This is a genomic window from Roseibium sp. AWQ4_290 (assembly GCF_056160985.1).
Genome location: NZ_JBSWYG010000010.1, coordinates 128,150 through 147,471 on the forward strand (window position 1 = coordinate 128,150; position 19,322 = coordinate 147,471).

General features: G+C 57.9%; 18 protein-coding genes and 1 pseudogene. 3 read left to right on the forward strand and 16 right to left on the reverse strand.

Annotation, left to right across the window (positions count from 1 at the left end):
- The first annotated feature begins 26 nt into the window (after nucleotides 1-26).
- Nucleotides 27-1,046, forward strand: a complete 1,020-nt coding sequence (locus ACXAH0_RS12045) for a 1-aminocyclopropane-1-carboxylate deaminase (RefSeq protein WP_475191479.1) — start codon at nucleotides 27-29, stop codon at nucleotides 1,044-1,046.
- A 378-nt stretch (nucleotides 1,047-1,424) separates the two neighbouring features.
- On the opposite strand, the gene ACXAH0_RS12050 is transcribed toward ACXAH0_RS12045, so the two are convergent.
- Both ACXAH0_RS12050 and ACXAH0_RS12055 read right to left on the reverse strand, forming a co-directional pair.
- A complete protein-coding gene (locus ACXAH0_RS12050) occupies nucleotides 1,425-2,747 on the reverse strand; it encodes a hypothetical protein (RefSeq protein WP_475191480.1) in 1,323 nt (440 codons plus the stop codon).
- A gap of 122 nt (nucleotides 2,748-2,869) precedes the next feature.
- Nucleotides 2,870-3,049 (reverse strand): annotated as a pseudogene (locus ACXAH0_RS12055) (integrase core domain-containing protein); the annotation flags it as partial.
- A 237-nt stretch (nucleotides 3,050-3,286) separates the two neighbouring features.
- Here ACXAH0_RS12055 and ACXAH0_RS12060 point away from each other — a divergent pair.
- Nucleotides 3,287-3,745, forward strand: coding sequence for a MaoC family dehydratase (locus ACXAH0_RS12060; protein WP_475191482.1), 459 nt, complete (start codon nucleotides 3,287-3,289; stop codon nucleotides 3,743-3,745).
- Nucleotides 3,742-4,227, forward strand: a complete 486-nt coding sequence (locus ACXAH0_RS12065) for a MaoC family dehydratase (protein WP_475174873.1) — start codon at nucleotides 3,742-3,744, stop codon at nucleotides 4,225-4,227. Before ACXAH0_RS12060 ends, ACXAH0_RS12065 begins: the two co-directional genes overlap by 4 nt.
- Before the next feature lie 38 nt (nucleotides 4,228-4,265).
- Here ACXAH0_RS12065 and ACXAH0_RS12070 read toward each other — a convergent pair whose 3' ends face one another.
- The 14 genes from ACXAH0_RS12070 to ACXAH0_RS12135 all read right to left on the reverse strand — a co-directional run bounded on the left by ACXAH0_RS12070 (nucleotide 4,266) and on the right by ACXAH0_RS12135 (nucleotide 19,321).
- The gene (locus ACXAH0_RS12070) at nucleotides 4,266-4,745 is read right to left on the reverse strand and encodes a GNAT family N-acetyltransferase (protein WP_475174876.1); all 480 of its coding nucleotides are present in this window, start codon (nucleotides 4,743-4,745) and stop codon (nucleotides 4,266-4,268) included.
- A gap of 9 nt (nucleotides 4,746-4,754) precedes the next feature.
- Nucleotides 4,755-5,417 (reverse strand): 5,6-dimethylbenzimidazole synthase, encoded by a 663-nt coding sequence (bluB, locus tag ACXAH0_RS12075; RefSeq protein WP_475191483.1) that lies wholly within the window; start codon nucleotides 5,415-5,417, stop codon nucleotides 4,755-4,757.
- A 6-nt stretch (nucleotides 5,418-5,423) separates the two neighbouring features.
- Nucleotides 5,424-5,972 carry an adenine phosphoribosyltransferase gene (locus tag ACXAH0_RS12080; RefSeq protein WP_475191485.1) on the reverse strand — a complete coding sequence of 183 codons (549 nt, stop codon included), beginning with the start codon at nucleotides 5,970-5,972 and terminating at the stop codon, nucleotides 5,424-5,426.
- Nucleotides 5,973-6,100: 128 nt separating this feature from the next.
- The gene (locus tag ACXAH0_RS12085; RefSeq protein WP_475174883.1) at nucleotides 6,101-6,982 is read right to left on the reverse strand and encodes an S-methyl-5'-thioadenosine phosphorylase; all 882 of its coding nucleotides are present in this window, start codon (nucleotides 6,980-6,982) and stop codon (nucleotides 6,101-6,103) included.
- A 127-nt stretch (nucleotides 6,983-7,109) separates the two neighbouring features.
- On the reverse strand, nucleotides 7,110-7,949 hold the full coding sequence (locus ACXAH0_RS12090; RefSeq protein WP_475174885.1) for a cytochrome c1: 840 nt from the start codon (nucleotides 7,947-7,949) through the stop codon (nucleotides 7,110-7,112).
- A gap of 29 nt (nucleotides 7,950-7,978) precedes the next feature.
- The gene (locus ACXAH0_RS12095; RefSeq protein ID WP_475174888.1) at nucleotides 7,979-9,244 is read right to left on the reverse strand and encodes a cytochrome b; all 1,266 of its coding nucleotides are present in this window, start codon (nucleotides 9,242-9,244) and stop codon (nucleotides 7,979-7,981) included.
- A gap of 25 nt (nucleotides 9,245-9,269) precedes the next feature.
- Nucleotides 9,270-9,833 (reverse strand): ubiquinol-cytochrome c reductase iron-sulfur subunit, encoded by a 564-nt coding sequence (gene petA / locus ACXAH0_RS12100; RefSeq protein ID WP_475191487.1) that lies wholly within the window; start codon nucleotides 9,831-9,833, stop codon nucleotides 9,270-9,272.
- A 468-nt stretch (nucleotides 9,834-10,301) separates the two neighbouring features.
- Nucleotides 10,302-12,140 carry an ABC transporter ATP-binding protein gene (locus ACXAH0_RS12105; RefSeq protein ID WP_475174891.1) on the reverse strand — a complete coding sequence of 613 codons (1,839 nt, stop codon included), beginning with the start codon at nucleotides 12,138-12,140 and terminating at the stop codon, nucleotides 10,302-10,304.
- 2 nt (nucleotides 12,141-12,142) lie between these two features.
- A complete protein-coding gene (locus ACXAH0_RS12110; RefSeq protein WP_475191489.1) occupies nucleotides 12,143-12,571 on the reverse strand; it encodes a hypothetical protein in 429 nt (142 codons plus the stop codon).
- A gap of 384 nt (nucleotides 12,572-12,955) precedes the next feature.
- Entirely contained in the window at nucleotides 12,956-13,687 is a 732-nt protein-coding gene (locus tag ACXAH0_RS12115) for an EAL domain-containing protein (RefSeq protein WP_475191492.1), read from the reverse strand.
- Between the two features lie 13 nt (nucleotides 13,688-13,700).
- On the reverse strand, nucleotides 13,701-14,822 hold the full coding sequence (locus ACXAH0_RS12120; RefSeq protein WP_475191494.1) for a diguanylate cyclase domain-containing protein: 1,122 nt from the start codon (nucleotides 14,820-14,822) through the stop codon (nucleotides 13,701-13,703).
- 562 nt (nucleotides 14,823-15,384) lie between these two features.
- A complete protein-coding gene (locus ACXAH0_RS12125; protein ID WP_475191498.1) occupies nucleotides 15,385-16,704 on the reverse strand; it encodes a methyl-accepting chemotaxis protein in 1,320 nt (439 codons plus the stop codon).
- Between the two features lie 221 nt (nucleotides 16,705-16,925).
- On the reverse strand, nucleotides 16,926-17,327 hold the full coding sequence (locus ACXAH0_RS12130; protein ID WP_475174903.1) for a DUF2177 family protein: 402 nt from the start codon (nucleotides 17,325-17,327) through the stop codon (nucleotides 16,926-16,928).
- An 86-nt stretch (nucleotides 17,328-17,413) separates the two neighbouring features.
- The gene (locus ACXAH0_RS12135) at nucleotides 17,414-19,321 is read right to left on the reverse strand and encodes an ABC transporter ATP-binding protein (RefSeq protein WP_475174906.1); all 1,908 of its coding nucleotides are present in this window, start codon (nucleotides 19,319-19,321) and stop codon (nucleotides 17,414-17,416) included.
- Between the last annotated feature and the right edge of the window lies 1 nt (nucleotide 19,322).

The following is a 19,322-nucleotide window of genomic DNA, read 5'->3' on the forward strand; positions in this document are numbered from 1 at the left end:
ACCGCAAGACAACAGGAGAACCACCAATGTCCTTGCTGACAAGATTTGAACGCTACCCGCTCACCTTTGGCCCAACCCACATTGAACATCTTCCAAGGCTGACGGAAGCCCTTGGCGGCAAGGTGGATATCTACGCCAAACGGGAAGACTGCAATTCCGGCCTTGCCTTTGGCGGCAACAAGCTGCGCAAGCTGGAATATATTGTGCCGGATGCGATTGCCTCAGGCGCCGACACACTGGTGTCCATCGGCGGGGTCCAGTCCAATCACACGCGCATGGTGGCAGCCACCGCCGCCAAGATCGGCATGAAATGTGTCGTGATCCAGGAAAAATGGGTTCCTCACTATGATGCGGTTTATGACCGGGTCGGCAATATTCTGCTCACGCGGCTGATGGGCGCCGACAGCCGTCTGGTGGAGGACGGGTTTGATATCGGTATCCGCAAAAGCTGGGAAGATGCGATCAAGTCGGTGGAAGAGGCTGGCGGCAAGCCCTATCCGATCCCGGCCGGGGCCTCGGTCCATAGATATGGCGCGCTTGGCTATATCGGCTTTGCCGAAGAAGTGGCGCAACAGGAAGAAGAACTGGGCTTCACGTTTGACTATATCGTTGTGTGCGTCGTGACCGGTTCGACACAGGCCGGCATGATTGTCGGCTTTGCAGCCCAGGACAGGGCGGACCGGGTGATCGGCATCGATGCCTCTGGCACCCTGGATCAGACCCGTGCCCAAGTGCGCTCCATCGTGGACAATACGGCCGAACTGGTCGGACTTGGCCGGGCTGTACGCGAGGACGAGATCCATATCAATCCGGACTATGCCTATCCGGCCTATGGGGTGCCGTCGGAAGAAACCAATGACGCGATCCGCCTCGCCGCCAAGACCGAAGCCATGATGACCGACCCGGTCTATGAGGGCAAATCCATGCAGGGCATGATCGATCTCACCCGCAAGGGCTTTTTCCCGGAAGGTTCAAAGGTTCTCTATGCCCATCTGGGCGGCGCACCGGCCCTGAACGGCTACAGCTATTATTACAAGGACGGCTAAGCCATAGCGTCATTCCGGCAGCCACTCTCCCAAGCCTATGATGCGGGGTCGTAGCACACGCCAATCTAGCTTAACGGCCCAGCAATCGCCGCGCTTTGTGCTTGAAGCACCTTCAACCTGCCGAAGCTTCGATACCAGTCTCTTCCGGCTTTGGCCGTTTGATCGCATCTCTGGTCCTCCAATTTGCGGGACAATATCTCCAAGTTGGTGGACCACTCGATGGGGGCTGCTCCATCATCAATGTTGCGCAAAACCCATCCATTGAAGCCCTCAAAGGTGTAATTAACTTTCAAATCTTCCGTGCTGACTCTGGCGCATCTTCATCCAGAAAATCGTAGGATTGCATGGCGAGAACTGCGAAATCTGAGACTTGCGAGGTCATTCTTTCCACCCTTTTGCAACTGGTTCACCCGACGTTGCTTTGATTGCTTTGCTTTTAAAAATGACGAACTCATCGAGTTTCGGTACGAAGATTGGATCAAGAGTCGGCAAACGCGCGAAAAGGCGCTCGCCGACGAGTTCATAGTGAAACGATGGTGTCGGTTCGCTGGAACGATCGATCTTGAAAGGCTCATTGGCTTCGACACGGTTTGGCTGTATCAGCAGAAATTCGCACCCCATGAAGCCTTGGCGCTGCAGGTCAACGTACGTCCCTTGATCAGTGATGATTGCCGGATTGATCGCATCGAATGTTTCAAACCGGTCGATACCGACACCAGGCTCAGGTTCAACAGGAACAAGGCCTGGTGAAACTCTGATACCGTCCAGCATGTCGTTAAATGCCCCCCAATAAGGTACAGCAATTTGATAAGCACGCCCATCGCTCGGCAGGCTTGCAACCCACTCTTCAAGCCCGGGCACTTGGGACCACTCCGACCGTGGCACCCGCCACGCGGCGAAGCATTGCGGGTAGACACCACCGCTAAATTGCTTTCGAAATCGCTTTTTGTAGAGAGATGTTTCTTCCGCCAGTCTCCTGTCTTCCGGGCGGAAGAAAGGCGTTAGATCCGGGCTTGCCGCTGCTGCCCGTTTTTCAGAGGATTTAAAATCAACCTCTCCAACAATTTCCGGCGGATAAGCGCGCAAGAATTCCACACGGCTATCAATGCCCGACAACGCCCGCCCGCTGACGTAATATTCCATTTTGTCAAACGTCTGATCGTCACTTACCCAAAGGACGGGTAGCATCGAACTGGGTGGGAGATACTCATTCTGGTCCGTGAAGGGAGGATCCAATACACGCGGCTGATTCTTAGCATCTTCTTCACGCTCCTCGGATGTCGCCGATGCCCATCGGCAGGCGCTGATGACCGGAACGTAGACGGCTTCATCGGACCCAGGCACATAGGCACCAACAATAGGAGGACTTAAATAGGTCCTACCAGTTTTGACACCTGGAGCATAACTGGAACCGGTCACCAGTGTTCCCGTACACTTGATCACCCGCTCAACCCGAACGGGTTTGCCGTCAACCTTCAAATCCACTATGTACCGATAGTAAGCTGGATAACGCGGGTCAGATTCGACGCAACCCGACAGCGTCAAAATCATCAATGCCGACAAGATACAGAACCAAGCCTTCAGACTCGTGCACTTGAGACCACCTTTCAATATTTTTTTCATATTGCCTGAACACAACATGCCACCACTCCTTCTGACAGGCTCAGAATGAGATACTGGACAAGAAACAGTCTTCAACATCAGTTATTTGTTCTCTCTAGCTCAACGGCTCGCAGAGTTCTTCGCTTTCAAAATTTCAAGCGCGTCGAAAGCTTTGCTCAAGAGGTGATGGCGGGGCACCATCAAGTGGTCCAGTTTAATTGTTAGTGCGTCGTGGGTCTCCGGTCCATCGGAACGATGCTTTCCGGCGCAGGCGGGCGGTAGCCCGGAGCGCTATGCGGTCTGAGAGTGTTGTAGTGGACGCGCTATTGTTCGATCAGGATTTGTGCCTCCGGTAGGTTGTAGAATATCTCACCGTTGAGCAACTCATCACGGAACCGGGCGAGCAGGAAGCCCTCTTTTCCAACCGCAAGATCAGCGCCGTCTGGGGGTCAAGAAACACCACAACTGGCGCTCTTATGTGACGCCCTGCCCCCTCTTCTCCAGATGGCCGGAGACCAGGCTCTGGCCACCCTATTTTTCCCGTGCTACGTCCCCCTGCAGAACCTTTTCACAGCAGCAAGCTGCCGCCTCCCGATCCTCTCCCTGGCGGCGGCTTTGCCGGGAGCCTGTTTCTTTTCATGACCACACCCACCCATTTTGAAGACTTTGCCGCCGGGCAGTCGTTTGATCTTGGATCCATCGAGGTGAGCCGGGACGATGTCATTGCCTTTGCTTCAGAGTTCGATCCCCAGCCCTTTCACCTGGACGAAGAGGCAGGCAAGGCCTCGCTGCTGGGCGGTCTTGCCGCCTCCGGCTGGCATACCGGCAGCCTGATCATGCGCCTTCTGGCGGTCAACCTGTTCAACAAGAGCACGGGAAGAGGCTCGCCCGGCATTACCAGCCTGAAATGGCGTCAGCCGGTTTTCCCCGGTGACACGCTGTCAGCCCGCGTGGAGATCACCGGCACCAAGCTGCTGCGCTCCAAACCGGATCTCGGCCTGGTTTTCCTGCGCGTATCGGCCGCCAATCAAAACGGCGCTGAGGTGATTGAATGGGAGAACCCGGTTCTCTTTGAACGGCGGGAGCCCGGCGCATGATTGAGTTTTTCAACGACATCGCCGCCGGGCAGGTCACTGAGCTTGGCAGTTACACCTTCACGGCAGAGGAGATCATCCGCTTTGCCGAAAAATATGATCCCCAGCCCTTTCATCTGAGCGAAGACGCCGCTGCGCAAACCCATTTCGGACGGCTCTGCGCCTCCGGCTGGCACACGGCATCGATCTTCATGAAGCTGCAGGTGGCCAAGACGGCGGCTCTTCGGACTGAGGCGGAAGCTGCGGGCAAACCGGCCGCGAGGATCGGCCCCTCTCCCGGCTTTGAAGACCTGAAATGGCTCAAGCCGGTCTTCGCCGGAGACACGCTCACCTATTGGCGCACGGTGACCGGCAAGACCGAAAGCCGCAGCCGGCCGGACTGGGGCCTTGTCCACGCAGACATGACCGCCCGCAATCAGGACGGTGTTCTGGTGTTTTCCTTCAAGGCGACTGTGTTTGTGGAGCGGCGGCCGGACGCAGCGTAGCGCGCTGTCAAGCCAGATGGCAACGCGACGAAAGCATCTCAAAGCGCCCTCGCAAACAGAACTTCGTCGCGGATCTCAATGCCGTAATCGCCGCGCAGGGGAATTTCCGGCCTTTTCTCCCGCTCCGCATCAATCACACCTTGTGCGACCCGCTCCATGCGGAAGCCCCGGCGCTGGTAGAAGCGGAAAGCGTCGAGATTGTCGTTGGAGGTCCGGACCGTCAGACGGGGCACGCCTTTTGAGCGGGCCTCGCTCACAACCGCGTCCAAAAGCTGGCTGCCAACACCCCCCCAGCGGTTGAGGGAATCGAGCGTAAGGATTTCCCATTCCCCGTCCCGCTGGATCAGGGTCACCAGCCCGACAAGCACCTCGCCATCAAAAGCGACGTAGCCCGGCAGGCGCGAGGCGTCAATCAGCTCGCCATCCAGCAGCATTTCCGGGCCCGCCCAACGCTCCCGCAACAGCTGATAGACGTCAGCATGATCCTTGTCTTCCGTTGCACGAATGATCGCGGGCATGGTTTGCTCCTAGCGGTGAAACAACCGGGTTTTCAGGGGGCTGCGCGCCTGCCAGCCTGCCCGTTCCAGCTCCGGATCCACATGATCTTCTTCCGGATAGCCAACGCATAGATAAGCCACGAGCCGCCAGCTGCCGTCAACCTGCAGGATTTCACGAACTTCGACCGGATCCAGAATCGACACCCAGCCAACCCCGATCCCTTCAGCCCGCGCTGCCAGCCAGAAGGTATGGATCATACTCACCGTGGAATAGGCAAGCGTCTCGGGCATGGTCGCCCGGCCAAGGCCACTGCCCTGCTCCGGCTGCTCCTCACAGAAAACCGCCAGATGCACCGGAGCGTCTTTCAGACCGGCCAGTTTCAGCGCCCGGTAGTGCCGGGCTTTTTCCGGTTCATAGGCGTCTGCCGCTTTCTGATTTTCCGCTTCGAACTGGGCCGTGATCCGTTTGCGCGTGTCATGACTGTCAACCATCACGATCCGCCAGGGCTGGCTGTTGCCAACAGATGGAGCCAGATCGGCCAGCTGCAGCAGATGCTGCAGTTTGCCCTCCGCCAGGGGCTCGCTGCGGAATCGGCGCACATCGCGCCGCCATTTTAAAAGGGTTTCAAAGTCCTGCTGGAACCGGCTGGAAAACCTTGGGGGGCTCTCCCCGCTCTGGTCGCCGCCGTTCATAAACGCTCAGTGCCCCGGAAATTCCACCAGGGTGCGCACCGGCACATTCAGCTCTTCCAGCTTCTTGCACCCGCCAAGATCCGGCAAGTCAACAATGAAGCAGGCCGCCTCGATATTCGCGCCCATGGATTTGAGCAGCTTGCAGGCCGCTTCCGCCGTGCCGCCAGTCGCAATCAGATCATCCACCAGGATCACCCGGTCGCCCGGCTTGATCGCATCCTTGTGCATTTCCATTTCGTCCAGGCCATATTCCAGGGAATAGGCAATCCGCACGGTCTCATGGGGCAGCTTGCCCTTCTTGCGGATGGGCACGAACCCGGCCGAAAGCTGATGGGCCACCGCCCCGCCCAGAATGAAGCCCCGCGCCTCGATCCCGGCAATCTGGTCGACCTTGGAGCCCGCCCAGGGCTGAACAAGCGCATCGACCGCCCGGCGGAAAGCCCGCGCATTGCCGAGCAGCGTGGTGATATCCCGGAACAGAATACCCTCTTTGGGATAGTCCTTGATCGTGCGGATCGCATTGATCAATTCATCCTGGATTGTCTGGTCACTCATCGAGACGTCTTTCTTCAAACTGTTCGGTTCGGCACATGCCCCAACGGACGCTTATATCAAGTTTGCGCGCCCGGTCGAAGCGATTTCAGCCGGGTTTTGATGGATCAGAACGGCGGGGGCGGTTCCGGTCAGGAGGTCTTGGTCAGCACCCGTCCGGCCACCGCATCCAGCTTGGCCACCAGCTCCGGGTCCCGTTTATCCGGCGCCGTCATCAGAGCATATTCCAGAGCGGTGTCAGATCCGGCCGGGCAGGCCTGATGCTCTCTGGGCAGATCCCGCGCCACCCGGCCCACCAGCCGCTGCGCATTTTCAGCGTTGTCATGCAGCACCTTGATGATGGCCTGGATATCCACTTCCCCATGATCCGGATGCCAGCTGTCATAGTCGGTCACCATGGCGACGGTGGCGTAACAGATCTCCGCCTCCCGGGCGAGCTTGGCTTCGGGCATGTTGGTCATGCCGATCACGTCACAGCCCCAGGACCGGTAGAGCTGGCTTTCGGCAAGCGAAGAAAATTGCGGGCCTTCCATCGCCAGATAGGTGCCGCCTTTGGAACAGGCCAGGCCTTCGGCCTCTGCAGCCGCCGCAACAGCGTCCACCAGTTTCGGGCTGACCGGCACGGCCATGGAGACATGGGCCACACAGCCCGTACCGAAGAAGCTCTTCTCTCGGGCTATGGTGCGGTCAATGAACTGGTCCACCAGCACGAAGGTGCCCGGCGCGTGCTCTTCTTTCAAGGACCCGCAGGCGGACACGGACAAAAGGTCGGTGACACCGCAGCGCTTCATCACGTCAATATTGGCGCGGTAATTGATTGTCGTTGGGGAATAGACATGACCCCGGCCGTGGCGGGGCAGGAAGACGACCTTCAACCCGTCAATCTGGCCGATCCGCACATGGTCGGACGGCGTGCCCCAGGGGCTTTTCACTTCAACCCATTCGGACTGTTCCAGTCCGGGCAGATCGTAAATGCCGGACCCACCGATAATGCCAAGCACTGCGTCAGCCATTCTTCATCTCCTGCGAGAAACCCATCCGGCTCGCTGAGTATCAAGCGGCTCCGCCGTTGAACAGGGCAAAAACGAAAAAAGGCGGGCACTCTGCCCGCCTTTCTGAAGCTCCTGGGTCCTGCCAGCCTTAATGCGCCACGTTGCGCCAAAGCTGTTTCTTGGTGAAATACAAGAGCCCGGCAAAGACAATCAGGAACACCATCACCCGGAAGCCGATCTTCTTGCGCTGCTCCAGATGGGGTTCTGCCGCCCACATCATGAACGCGGCCACATCCTTGGCGTACTGGTCCACCGTCATGGGCGTGCCGTCGGTATATTCCACCGCCTCATCATAAAGCGGCGGAGCCATGGAAATGAAATGACCGGCCAGGAAGGAGTGGTTGTAGTACTGCCCGTCGGGCACTTCAACGCCTTCCGGCGGGTCCACATAGCCCGTCATCAGCGAGTAGATATAATCCGGCCCGTTCTCCTGATACTGGGTGAAGATGTCGAACACAAAGCCCGGGAACCCGCGCTGGGCCGCACGCGCTTTTGCCAGCAGGGAGAAGTCCGGCGGATAGGCGCCGTTATTGGCAGCACGCGCCGCCTGCTCGTTCGGAAACGGCGACGGAAAGCGGTCGGCCAGAATGGCAGGACGCTCAAACATGTCGCCGTAGTCATCCGGTCCGTCGATCACGGTGTATTCCGCCGCAATCGCCTTGGCCTGGTCTTCCGTGAACCCCGGCCCGCCCTCTTGCGCCAGATTGCGGAAGGCAACGAATTTCAGCCCGTGACAGGCTGAACAATTCTCGCGGTAGATCTTGAAGCCGCGTTGCAACTGCCCCCGGTCATAGAAACCGAAGGGGCCTGAAAAAGACCATCTCTGATAGTCGATCTCAACCTTTCCGCCAGCAGCCAGGGCCGGGGACGCGATGGCAAGAGCGGCAACAGCTGCAAGGGAACGAACCATTTTGATCATGGTGCTCATGTCTCAATTAACTCCTGATCCGGTTCGCGTTACTTCGTTTCCGGTGCGGCGGGCGCACCGGCTGGGGTGCCGGAGCCGCCCTTCAACACCGCTTCTGAAATCGACGCCGGGAGCGGCCGCGGCTTCTCAAGGAAACCGAGCATCGGCAGGATGATCAGGAAGTGGGCGAAATAATAGGCGGTGAAGATCCGGGAGAAGATCACATACCAGCCTTCCGCCGGCATCGCACCGAGATAGCCCAACGCCACACAATTGGCTGCAAAGATCCAGAAGAACTGCTTGAACAGCGGCCGGTAAGTCCCGGAACGGACCTTGGACGTGTCGAGCCAGGGCAGCACAAACAGGATCGCAATGGCGCCGAACATCAACACAACACCACCCAGCTTGTCGGGCACCGCCCGCAGGATCGCGTAGAAGGGCAGGAAGTACCATTCCGGCACGATATGGGATGGCGTCACCAGCGGGTTTGCTTCGATATAATTGTCCGCATGGCCAAGATAGTTCGGCAAATAGAAGGCGAACCACGAGAAGAAGATCATGAACACGATAATCGCGAACAGATCCTTGATCGTGTAATAGGGGTGGAACGGCAGCGTGTCCTGCTTGGTCTTCGGCTGCACCCCGGTCGGATTGTTGTTGCCCGTTGTGTGGAACGCCCACACATGCAGGATCACCACGCCGAATATCATGAATGGCAGCAGATAGTGCAGGGAGAAGAACCGGTTCAGCGTCGGATTGTCGACCGCGAACCCGCCCCAGAGCCAGGTCTTGATGGCTTCACCGACAAGCGGAATGGCCGAGAACAGGTTGGTGATCACGGTCGCGCCCCAGAAGGACATCTGACCCCAGGGCAGCACGTAGCCCATGAAGGCGGTGCCCATCATGATCAGGAAGATGATCACACCCAGGATCCACGAGATTTCCCGCGGGGCCTTGTAGGAGCCGTAGTAAAGCCCCCGGAAAATGTGAATATAGACGGCGATGAAGAACATCGACGCGCCGTTGGCATGCAGGTAGCGCAGCATCCAGCCGAAATTCACATCGCGCATGATGTGTTCGACGCTGCTGAAAGCGGCTTCCGTGCTCGGTGTATAGTGCATTACCAGCACGATGCCGGTGAGGATCTGGGCGATCAGCACGAAGAAAAGAATGCCCCCGAAGGTCCACCAGTAGTTCAGGTTTTTCGGGGTCGGGAAGTCCACAAAGGATCCACGCACGAGCGAAATGACCGGCAGGCGGCTTTCAAGCCACTTGGCTGCAGCGCTCTGCGGGACGTAGTTTGAATGTCCAGCCATGACTGTCTCCTGGAAAGATGTGCCGTTAACCGATCTTGATCGTCGAGTCGCTGACGAACTCGAGCGGCGGAATCAGCAGATTTTCGGGAGCCGGGCCCTTACGGATGCGGCCGGCAGTGTCATAGTGGGACCCGTGGCAGGGACAGAACCAGCCACCGAAATCGCCGGAATCGCCAATGGGAACGCAGCCAAGATGGGTGCAGATGCCCACCTGAACGAGCCAGTTTTCCTTGTCTTTCACACCCCGGTTCGGGTCCGTTGCCTCGGCATCGGGCGGCAGATTGGAGTTCCGGGCCAGCTTGTCCGGCAGATCGGTCAGCGGCACCTCTTTGGCCTCTGTAATTTCCGTTTCGGTCCGATTGCGGATAAAGACCGGTTTTCCGCGCCATTTGACCGTAATTGACTGCCCTTCTTCAACAGCAGACACATCCACCTCAATCGAAGCCAGTGCCAGCGCCGATGCATCCGGGTTCATCTGATCGATAAAGGGCCAGGCCAGTGCCCCTGCACCAACCACGCCCATTGCCCCAGTCGCGATATAGAGAAAATCACGGCGGTTCGGTTCTTCCGGATCCGTGTTATGTTCCAAGGTCGCGTCCCCTCTCCATTTTACCTGTGCCGAAAGCCCGCCTCATATCCGGTCCTTCGCTCCTTCCAAAGGATAGCCGGAATGACTGCGGGCTCAACGGTTGCCGGGTGCGGCAAGTTTCCGCACCATACAAGCGGAGGCGATTGTGCACCCTTCGAAACGCTTGTCCAGATAAACTGACGCAAGGGTATACATATGTCGCAGGTGGAACAAACGCCCTGCGGCATTTTTGGACCAGTTTTGAAAGGAGATGCAAGACCGGAAAAGGACGTAGTCCCGCCTTGCATCCTTGAGGGAATTCTCCGGGTCGACGGCAGCCGGCCGACTTTGCCCGTCACGGGCAGACGTCAACATTTTCAAAGCGTTGGCCAACCGGGTGAAGCCATTCTAATCATGGCATATTCTGGCGCGCTCGATGCTCACCCGCATGCGGGTGAGCATCTCTCAGCCGATCTTTTCAACGAGCCCTCAGGCCGCCTGGACGGGCGCTAGAAACCCGCCGGACTGATGCTGCCAGAGCTGGGCATAAAGACCGCTCTGCTCCAGCAACTCCTGATGGGTGCCTTCCTCGATGATTCGGCCCTTGTCCATGACGATCAGCCGGTCCATGGCCGCAATGGTCGACAGGCGATGGGCAATCGCAATCACGGTCTTGCCTTTCATCAGGTCGAACAGGCTTTCCTGGATCGCGATCTCCACTTCCGAATCGAGCGCAGACGTCGCCTCGTCCAGCGCCAGGATCGGCGCATCCTTCAAAAGGACACGGGCAATGGCAATGCGCTGGCGCTGTCCGCCGGAGAGTTTGACCCCGCGTTCCCCGACATGGGCATCCAGCCCCTTGCGCCCTTCCATGTCGGTCAGACCATCCACGAACGTATGCGCATGGGCCTTTTCAAGGGCGGCTGCAACCTCCTCGCGCGTCGCATCCGGTTTGCCATAGGCGACGTTTTCAAAGATCGAGCGGTGCAGAAGCGACGTGTCCTGGGTGACCACACCAACATTGGCCCGGATGTCATCCTGCTGCACTCTGGAAATGTCCTGGCCGTCAATCGTAACCTTGCCGCCTTCCAGGTCGTAAAAGCGCAGGAGCAGATTGACGAGCGTGGACTTGCCCGCCCCGGAGCGGCCGATCAAGCCGATCTTTTCCCCCGGCTGGATGGTGAGGCTGAGATCTTCCAGCACGCCAGCTTTCTTGCCATAGTGGAAGTGGATCTTGTCGAAGCGGATTTCGCCCTTGTCGACCACAAGGGGCTTAGCCCCCGGAACGTCCATCACTTCCCGTTCGCGGGAAATGGTGGTGATGCCATCCTGAACCGTGCCGATATTTTCAAACAGGCCGGCAAGTTCCCATAAGATCCAGTGAGACATGCCCTGAAGCCTCAGAACAAAGGCGACCGCGATGGTGACATCTCCAATCGAGACCGTACCGGTCTGCCACAACATCACGGCGAGCGTGCCGATCGCAGTCAGCAAAAGCATGTTGATGAACACCAGCACGATGTTCAGCCCCGTCACCAGACGCATCTGAAGAAAAACGGTCTTCAGAAACCCCATCATCGAGCCTCTGGCATAGGCCTCTTCACGGTCCGCATGGGAAAATAGCTTCACCGTTGTGATGTTGGTATAGGCATCCACAACGTGACCGGTCATCAAGGAACGGGCATCGGCCTGCGCCTTGGAGACATCCCGCAGCTTCGGAATGAAGAAGCGGATGGTCAGCAGATAGGCCGCAATCCAGACCAGGAACGGCAGGCCCAGCCACAAATTGGCATCGGCCACCACAAAGACCGCCGCAACGAAATAGACGGCCACATAGACCAGAATATCGGCAATGCGCGAAATCACCTCGCGCACGCCGAGCGCCGTCTGCATCAGCTTGGTCGCAATCCGCCCGGCAAAGTCGTTCTGATAGAAGGAAACGCTTTGGCGCAGCAGATAACGATGCACCCGCCAGCGGATGGACATGGGATAATTGCCCATCAGACCCTGGTGGAAAAACAGCTGCCAAACCACTTCCAGCCCAGGCCTTAGCACCAGCAGCACAACCAGCATGAACAGCAGCGTGGCCCAGTTCTCATTCAGGAACGTAGCCGGGTCCGACTTTTCCAGCCAGGTGACCAGATCGCCCAAGAAGGTGAAGATATAGACCTCTGCGAGGGCAACCAGCGTGCCAAACAGCGACACACAGGCCAGGATGGGCCAGACCGGTTTGGTATAGTACCAGCAGAAAGCCCAGAACCCTTTGGGTGGAACGTCAAGCTCTGTCTTTTCAAAAGGATCAACGAGCTTTTCGAAACGATCAAACATGACTACCTCTCAGAGCCGATCAAGCGCAACATAGCCAGATGCAGGAGGACATCCTGCTTGCTATCGGAAGACGGCCTCGGACGGATTGTGGGGCCGGCAGCCATGTAGCGGGCGCCGGCAATGAAACTTGTAAAGGCAAGCGCGACAATAGACGAGCCCCAGAAGAGAGCGCCAATCTGGCGGACAAATTCGGCAGCCGGAACCTGCGTCCCGGCAATGTCCAGGGCCTCGATCCGGCTGAGATTGAACGCCAGAACAGGCACAAAAAGAAGGGCGGCCATCAGAAAGGTCACGCCTGAAAAAACGGCCACGACTGTGGCAGAACGCCGAAGACGGGCAGGAAAGGTCCTGTCCTGTTGAGGGGCCGGTGGCACCTCGATATCCTGACGGTCTGCGAGCACAGACAGGTCCTGCGAAGAATACGGAAACATCGCAATGACTCCGAAACGGGAACTGAATCACTGGTGACGGCGGACACGCGTCATTGCGCGTGCAGCTGAGACGAACGGCTTGAGCCGGTCACCGCAAGGCTATGGGAAAGTCAGAAACGGACCTGCGCTCAGCGCTGCAGGTGAGAGCCCATCAGGACACCTGGACGGGCAGACATGATATGGATCGTGCTGTGATCTGTCATCTAAACCCCTCCTGGTTGCGCGACCGGGCGGCCGCTGGGACAAAGTCTGTCTAGGTGAAACACCAGACTGCGGTGTTGGTAACCGCTTTTGACTTGCTTGAAAAGAGGCAACGTGAGGAGGCCGGACATGAAAATCACAACTGTTGCCCTGTCGCCACACACCCCCATTGGGAATCCGCGCTTAGAGCCGTAGTTCCTGCCCTGCGCGGGCCTGGAGGAAAATTTCTGCTTCCCGTGGCGATACGCGGCCTGAGATGATCCCACCCTGAACAAAAGCGCAGCCCAGGTCTTTGAGGATCTCAAGCTGCTCTTTTCGATCGACACCAACCGCTGCCACTTTCAAACCGAACTTCTCTGCAACATCTATGATAGAGCGGGCGAGATATTGTTTCTTGACCTGTGTTTCCAGATCTTCGGTCAACCAGGAGCTGATTTTCAGACTGCTGGCCCGGATCCGGACGATCTGCCCGGCCCCGCCGCCCTGGCCGCTGCCAACCCCGTCCAGGGCAATCCGGCAGCCAAGGTCTTCCAGACTGTCAATCGCTTCCAGCATCCGCCCGTCTTCATCAAAGCGGATGAGCTGCTGCTCCAGATCAATCGTAAGATCGTGGAGCGCAATTTGAACCTCGTCACACAGCCTGCGCAAACGATCCTTGAACCATGCCGCCACCAGAGAGGCTTCACTCAGATTGACGGACATGGCAAGTGACTGGCCAACTGCATCCCGCAAGCGCTTGACCGCCTGCAAGCCCTGCTCCAGCGCAAAAGCTTCAATCTGGGCAACCCGTTTGAAGTCCTCTTCAAGGGACAGAAAGCGGACCGGGTCCACAAGCCCCTCCGAGGGGTGCAGCCAGTGCGCGAACACTTCAAAGCCTGTGACACGCTGTTCATCAAGCCCGAAATACGGCTCCATGAGGAGCGAGAGACTACCTGTCTCCAGATCCTGATCCAGCTGCGCCCATGCTCATGCGCCGGTGCCGGTGCGCGGCCCCAAGGGCATCCGTATACCAGGCAAACCGGCCCCGCCCTGCCCGTTTGGCCGCATAAAGCGCCATGTCAGCCCGGTTGATGAGTTCCGTCACGCCGATCTTGGCCGCCGCGGCCAGAACGAGCCCCATACTGCCAGCCACCCGGATTTTGTGGGTATCAATCAGAGCCGGTTCGTGAAGCTTTGTCAGGATCTCGTGGCCAAGCTCTTCCATCTCCTTAGAACCTTCGGGCTGTGAGACCGTAACGAGAAACTCATCCCCGCCAATACGCGCCACCAGTCCCTTGTCACCGACAACCGACTGCAGGATGCCTGCGACATGGCAGAGCACGGCATCCCCCGTGCTGTGGCCATGCCCGTCATTCACATCCTTGAAATTGTCCATGTCAAAGAGAATAACGCCGACATTCCCACCCGTGTCCGCCGCTGCCGCAAGACGGGCCTGAAGAACCTCTTTTATCTTCGCCCGGCTCGCCAGTCCGGTCAGGTCATCATGTTCGGCCTGATGCTTGAGCCGCTTGCGCGCCTCCTCCAGCTCGGACACCCGGCCCACCTCCTGGGTCACATCCTGGCAGATCAGAATCATCCGGGTGGTTTCCGGCGTATCCCCGGCAACCTGCGCGAAGGTCAGCTGGTTCCAGAAATATTCGCCATTCTTCCGGCGGTTCAGGATCAGCTCCTTGAAGCCGGGCTCGAATGTCCTGAGATCGTAGCGGAAATTTTTGAGTTCTTCAGGATCAAGCTGCCTGTCTGGAGGCAGCAGCAATTCCTGCGGGCGCCGCCCAAGCAACTCCTCAGCTGAATAGCCTGTAATCCGGCTGTAGGCCGGATTGGACCACTGTATCCGGCCGCAGATGTCCTGCATGATCAGACCTTCATGCACATGTTCAACAACCGTTTTCAGAATAGCCGCATCATCCCTTGAAGCAGCCTTTGCCCGCCTCTCGGCACTTCCCTTACGAAAACGCCCAACAAGAACTCCGCAGCAGAAGAGTATTCCTCCCACCACAAAGGCAAGGAAAAAAGGCAACCAAGGCCAATTATAAGAAAAATCTTGCATGCTTCTTCGTCAATAAAGCGTCCACCCATAGACATGATAGCAGCAGACGTTAAATAAACAATAAAACTGAGATTAGGAAAACCAATTACCGTTAGAATTGCAACGTATTTATCAGAATATAACTTTAAGGCATGGGGTCATAAAACTGTATTTTCGCCCAACCTGAAACAATGAGATCGAAAAAGCTTTCCTTGAAGCGCCAAGCCGGACGACATCAAAGACAAAGACGTTTCAAAACGTTCAGCGGACCAAGGTACGAGCCCATATGAACGCGGCAACCCTGATACCACCGTCACCAAACAAGACCCTACCGGATGGTTTTTTCCGGTTCGCCGGCAAGGAAAGGCGGGTAGACCGGCCTAGACCTGCGGCACGCTCCTCGCCGAAGGCTCTCATGTCACGGTCGAATAGGGTCCAGGTTGTTGAGGTTTGCAGCAGCGGCAAGTCCATCAAGAGGTGACGAAAGAAAGCGCCCTTGCCTGGCCAGCGCGAATGCAAAACAGGGGCCCGAAGAGCCCCTGAATGCGTTTCGTTTCCATAGAACAGTCCCTGACCCGTGCTGTCAGGCTGCACGGACACTTTGCAGGAATTGGCGGACCTGGGATTGGAGAGAATTGGACAGGCTGCCGAGTTCGGCGGAGGCCCCGAGCATTTCGTCGGTCGCCGAGCGGCTGGTCTCCATGACCTCGCTTAACGTACCGACATTGCTGGCAACCTGGCTGGAACTGGCATGGGCGGCATTGGCGCTGTGGCTGATTTCCTGCGTTGCGCTCGTCTGCTCTTCCACCCGGTCCCGGATCTTCGAAGAAATCTCGCTCACCTTACCGATGGTTTCGGCAATGGAGCGGATCGCCACTTCGGACAATTCGGCAACATTTTGCACCGATGCCACCTGCGCGGAAATGTCATCGGTTGCCTTGGTGGTCTGTTCCGCGAGCGCCTTGACTTCATTGGCCACAACCGCAAAGCCGCGCCCGGCCTCTCCGGCCCTGGCCGCCTCGATGGTGGCATTCAGGGCCAGAAGATTGGTCTGGCTGGCAATCTGGCTGATCAGTTCAACAATTTCGCCGATGGCCCGGCCGGTCTCCGACAGCTGGCCAACGATCTCATCCGTTTTGCGGGCCTCTCCCACGGCCACGCGGGCAATTTCGGTGGCCTCATCAACATCCTCGCGCACCCGGATCAGCGATCCGGTCAGCTGCTCCGCAGAGGCGGTCACTGTTTCAACGGATTCATTGGCGTTTTCAGTTGCCTGGTGAACTTCACTCACCGCATGCAGGGACGAGCCAACCGCCTCATTGAGCTGGCCGGAATTGCGTTCCACGCTGCCCGCTGCTTCTGTCAGGGCGGATACAACACCGATCACTGACTTTTCAAAGTCGTCAGCCACGTCCTGCATCAAGGCCTTGCGCTCTTCACTCAAGGCTTCCTGATGGGCCAGTTCCTGACGCGCCTGCTCGGACGCCCGATGCGCAAGGTTTTCCCGGAAGGCTGTCACCGAGCGGGCAATCTCCCCGATCTCGTCTCCCCGTTCATTGCCCTTGATTTCAATCTCAAGGCTTCCTTCAGACAGCTGGTCGAGACCGTCCTGAAGCCGGGCCAGAGGCCGTGCAATGCCTATGGCAAGAACGAGAGCCATTCCCAGAAAGGCGACGCCCACGGGAGACACCGTCAGACCGATGGAGATCATCTGGTCGAAGATCAGCTGATCGATATTGCCCGCGATGTTGCCGCTTAAAAACGCCTGCGCGCCCGCGTCGGTGCCGATTTTTTCCAGCAAGGCCTGCCGGAACGAATAAAAGGCAAATGCTGTCCCCGCCATCATGATGGCAGAGGCCGTCAGTACCATGGCAACAAAACGGCCCTTGATCGAAAGTGTCACTACGCAACCCCGAAGCGATTCCCAAACTCCCGTGCCCTGGACAAACGTCAACAGAGCCCTTACGCCGTTAAGGATACCTTCAAGCCCGTAAAAAATCTGTAACTGCATCGGGACAGAATTTAAATTTAAGATTGTATTCCAAGCTTCTACGCAAATTCACGCAACCTGAAATACAACCTTCCCCTTCGTTTGCAGAGGCTTGCACCTACCCTAATCCGTTCTCAGGACACAAGACGGGTGAGCGTATACCCCATGCCTGCGGAGAATGCCGACAGGGCTGTGCCCCAGCCCACATCGACAATGGCCACGATCACCGGCCAGTTTCTCAGCGTTGCGTAATTGGTGACATCGTAGGTGGCATAGGTGAAAAACCCGAACATCGCACCGTAGAGCACAGCGGTCACAACACTTTCCGACCTGAGGGCCGGTGCAACAGCAAAAACGACGATGCCGACCACGTAGATAATATAAAAGGCCCCTGCGGCCGCCATGTTGGGTTTGTCCATCAGAAGATGCCCGATCCGGTCGAAATAGAACCGGGTTGCCACCTGTGACAACCAAACATAGTCAACCGCAAGAAAAACAATCGCGGTTGCGACATAGGCGGTGGAATATTGTATCATGAGATCCTCAACTGACTGACAGACCTGATACGCTTGCGCTCTTGCCCCGGATCAGCAAAGACAGCGCTGCGTGCGGTGTTTAACACTCAACCGGCGAGAGCTGCGGTCTTGAGGAACCCGCCGGACTGCCTGTGCCAGAGCTGGGCATAAAGCCCGTCCGTTTCTGTCAGAAGATCCGCATGGGCGCCTTGCTGCACGATGCGGCCCTTGTCCATCACCACGAGACGGTCCATGGCCGCGATGGTCGACAGGCGGTGGGCAATGGCAATCACGGTCTTGCCGGACATCAGCCCTTCAAGGTTCTCCTGAATCGCGGCCTCCACTTCTGAATCGAGCGCTGAGGTCGCCTCATCGAGCACCAGGATCGGCGCGTCTTTCAAAAGCACCCTTGCGATGGCAATACGCTGACGCTGCCCGCCTGAAAGCTTGACCCCTCTTTCGCCCACATAGGCGTCAAAGCCCTTGCGGCCCTTGCGGTCCTCCAGGGTCTGAATGAAGTCAAAGGAATGGGATTTGCGCGCGGCCTCGATCAAAGCCTCTTCCCCGGCATCCGGACGGCCATAGAGAATGTTCTCACGGATGGACCGGTGCAGCAGAGACGTATCCTGGGTCACCATGCCGATGGACCGGCGCAGGGTTTCCTGGCTGACATCTCGCAGATCCTGGCCATCCAGACGGATGCCGCCCGCCTCCACGTCGTAAAAGCGCAACAGCAGACTGACCAGCGTGGTCTTGCCTGCCCCGGACGGCCCCACCAGCCCGACACGTTCGCCCGGCGCAATCTCCAGATTGAGATCTTCCAGAACCCCGCCTTCCCGGCCGTAGTGAAACCGGACATGATCGAACACAATCCGGCCGCCGGAGACGCTCAAATCCTGCGCCTGCGGCTTGTCTGCCAGGGTGATGGGCTTGACGATGGTCTCCACACTGTCCTGAAGCGTCCCGAAGTTCCGGAACAACCCGTTGAGCTGGTTGAACAGACGGTTCAAAAGAACATTGAGCCGCAGAACAAGACTGAGGGCAAAGGCCACATGGCCCGTGCTGATCCCCCCTTCCTGCCAGACGAACAGCGCGGTGGCGGCAATCGCAACGATCATGATCCCATTGATGAGGCTCATGGTGATGCGCACGGTGGACAGCAGCCTGGTGAACACCTGGATCTTTTCAATCAGGGCTTCGAACGCGCCCCGGGCGGCCCGGTTCTCCTCAAGCGCAGATCCGAACAGCTTGACCGACTGAATGTTTGTATAGGTGTCGACCAGACGGCCGGAGACACCGGAATAGGCATGGGAAAAGGATTTTGCTGCCGCGCGGACCCGGGGCACAAACTGCCAGGCAGTGACGGCAAACAGCCCCAGCCAAAGCCCGACCAAAAGCCCCAGGCGCCAATCGAGATCGCCCACAAGGATCAGGGTCGACAGGGCATAGACCACGATATACCAGGCCACCTGCAGCAGATTGACCATGAAGTCGCCCGCAGCCAGGCCCGATTGCAGCACCTTCTGGGACAGCCGTCCGGCCAAATCATCATGAAAATAGCTCAGGCTTTGTTTCATGACGCGCTGATGGCCCTGCCAGCGCACGAGCTGAAAGAAGCTCGGCACGATGGTTTGCTCCTCCATCAGCGCCCCCAGAGCATTGACCAGCGTGCGCACAAACAGCACAACCACGGCCATCCACAGCAGCGTCCAGCCATGGGTTGCAAAGAAGGCCTCCCGGTTCCCGTCTTTCAATAGATCGACCAGGCTGCCGAGGAAGCTGGCAATGGCCACTTCCACCAGCGCCATCGCCCCGCCAACCACAAGCAACAGCGCAAATGGCCAGCGGACCTGACCAACGAAATAAACAAGATAGGCCAGAGCGCCCGTGGGCAGATCCCGGGCGGGCGGTGCTCTGAAGGGATCGATCCAGGACTCGAACAGGCGGAAGATTGGGGACACGAAGCGTCTCCATGAGTGGTATGGAAAGAATGGCGAGGTGAGTCTTCGCCACATC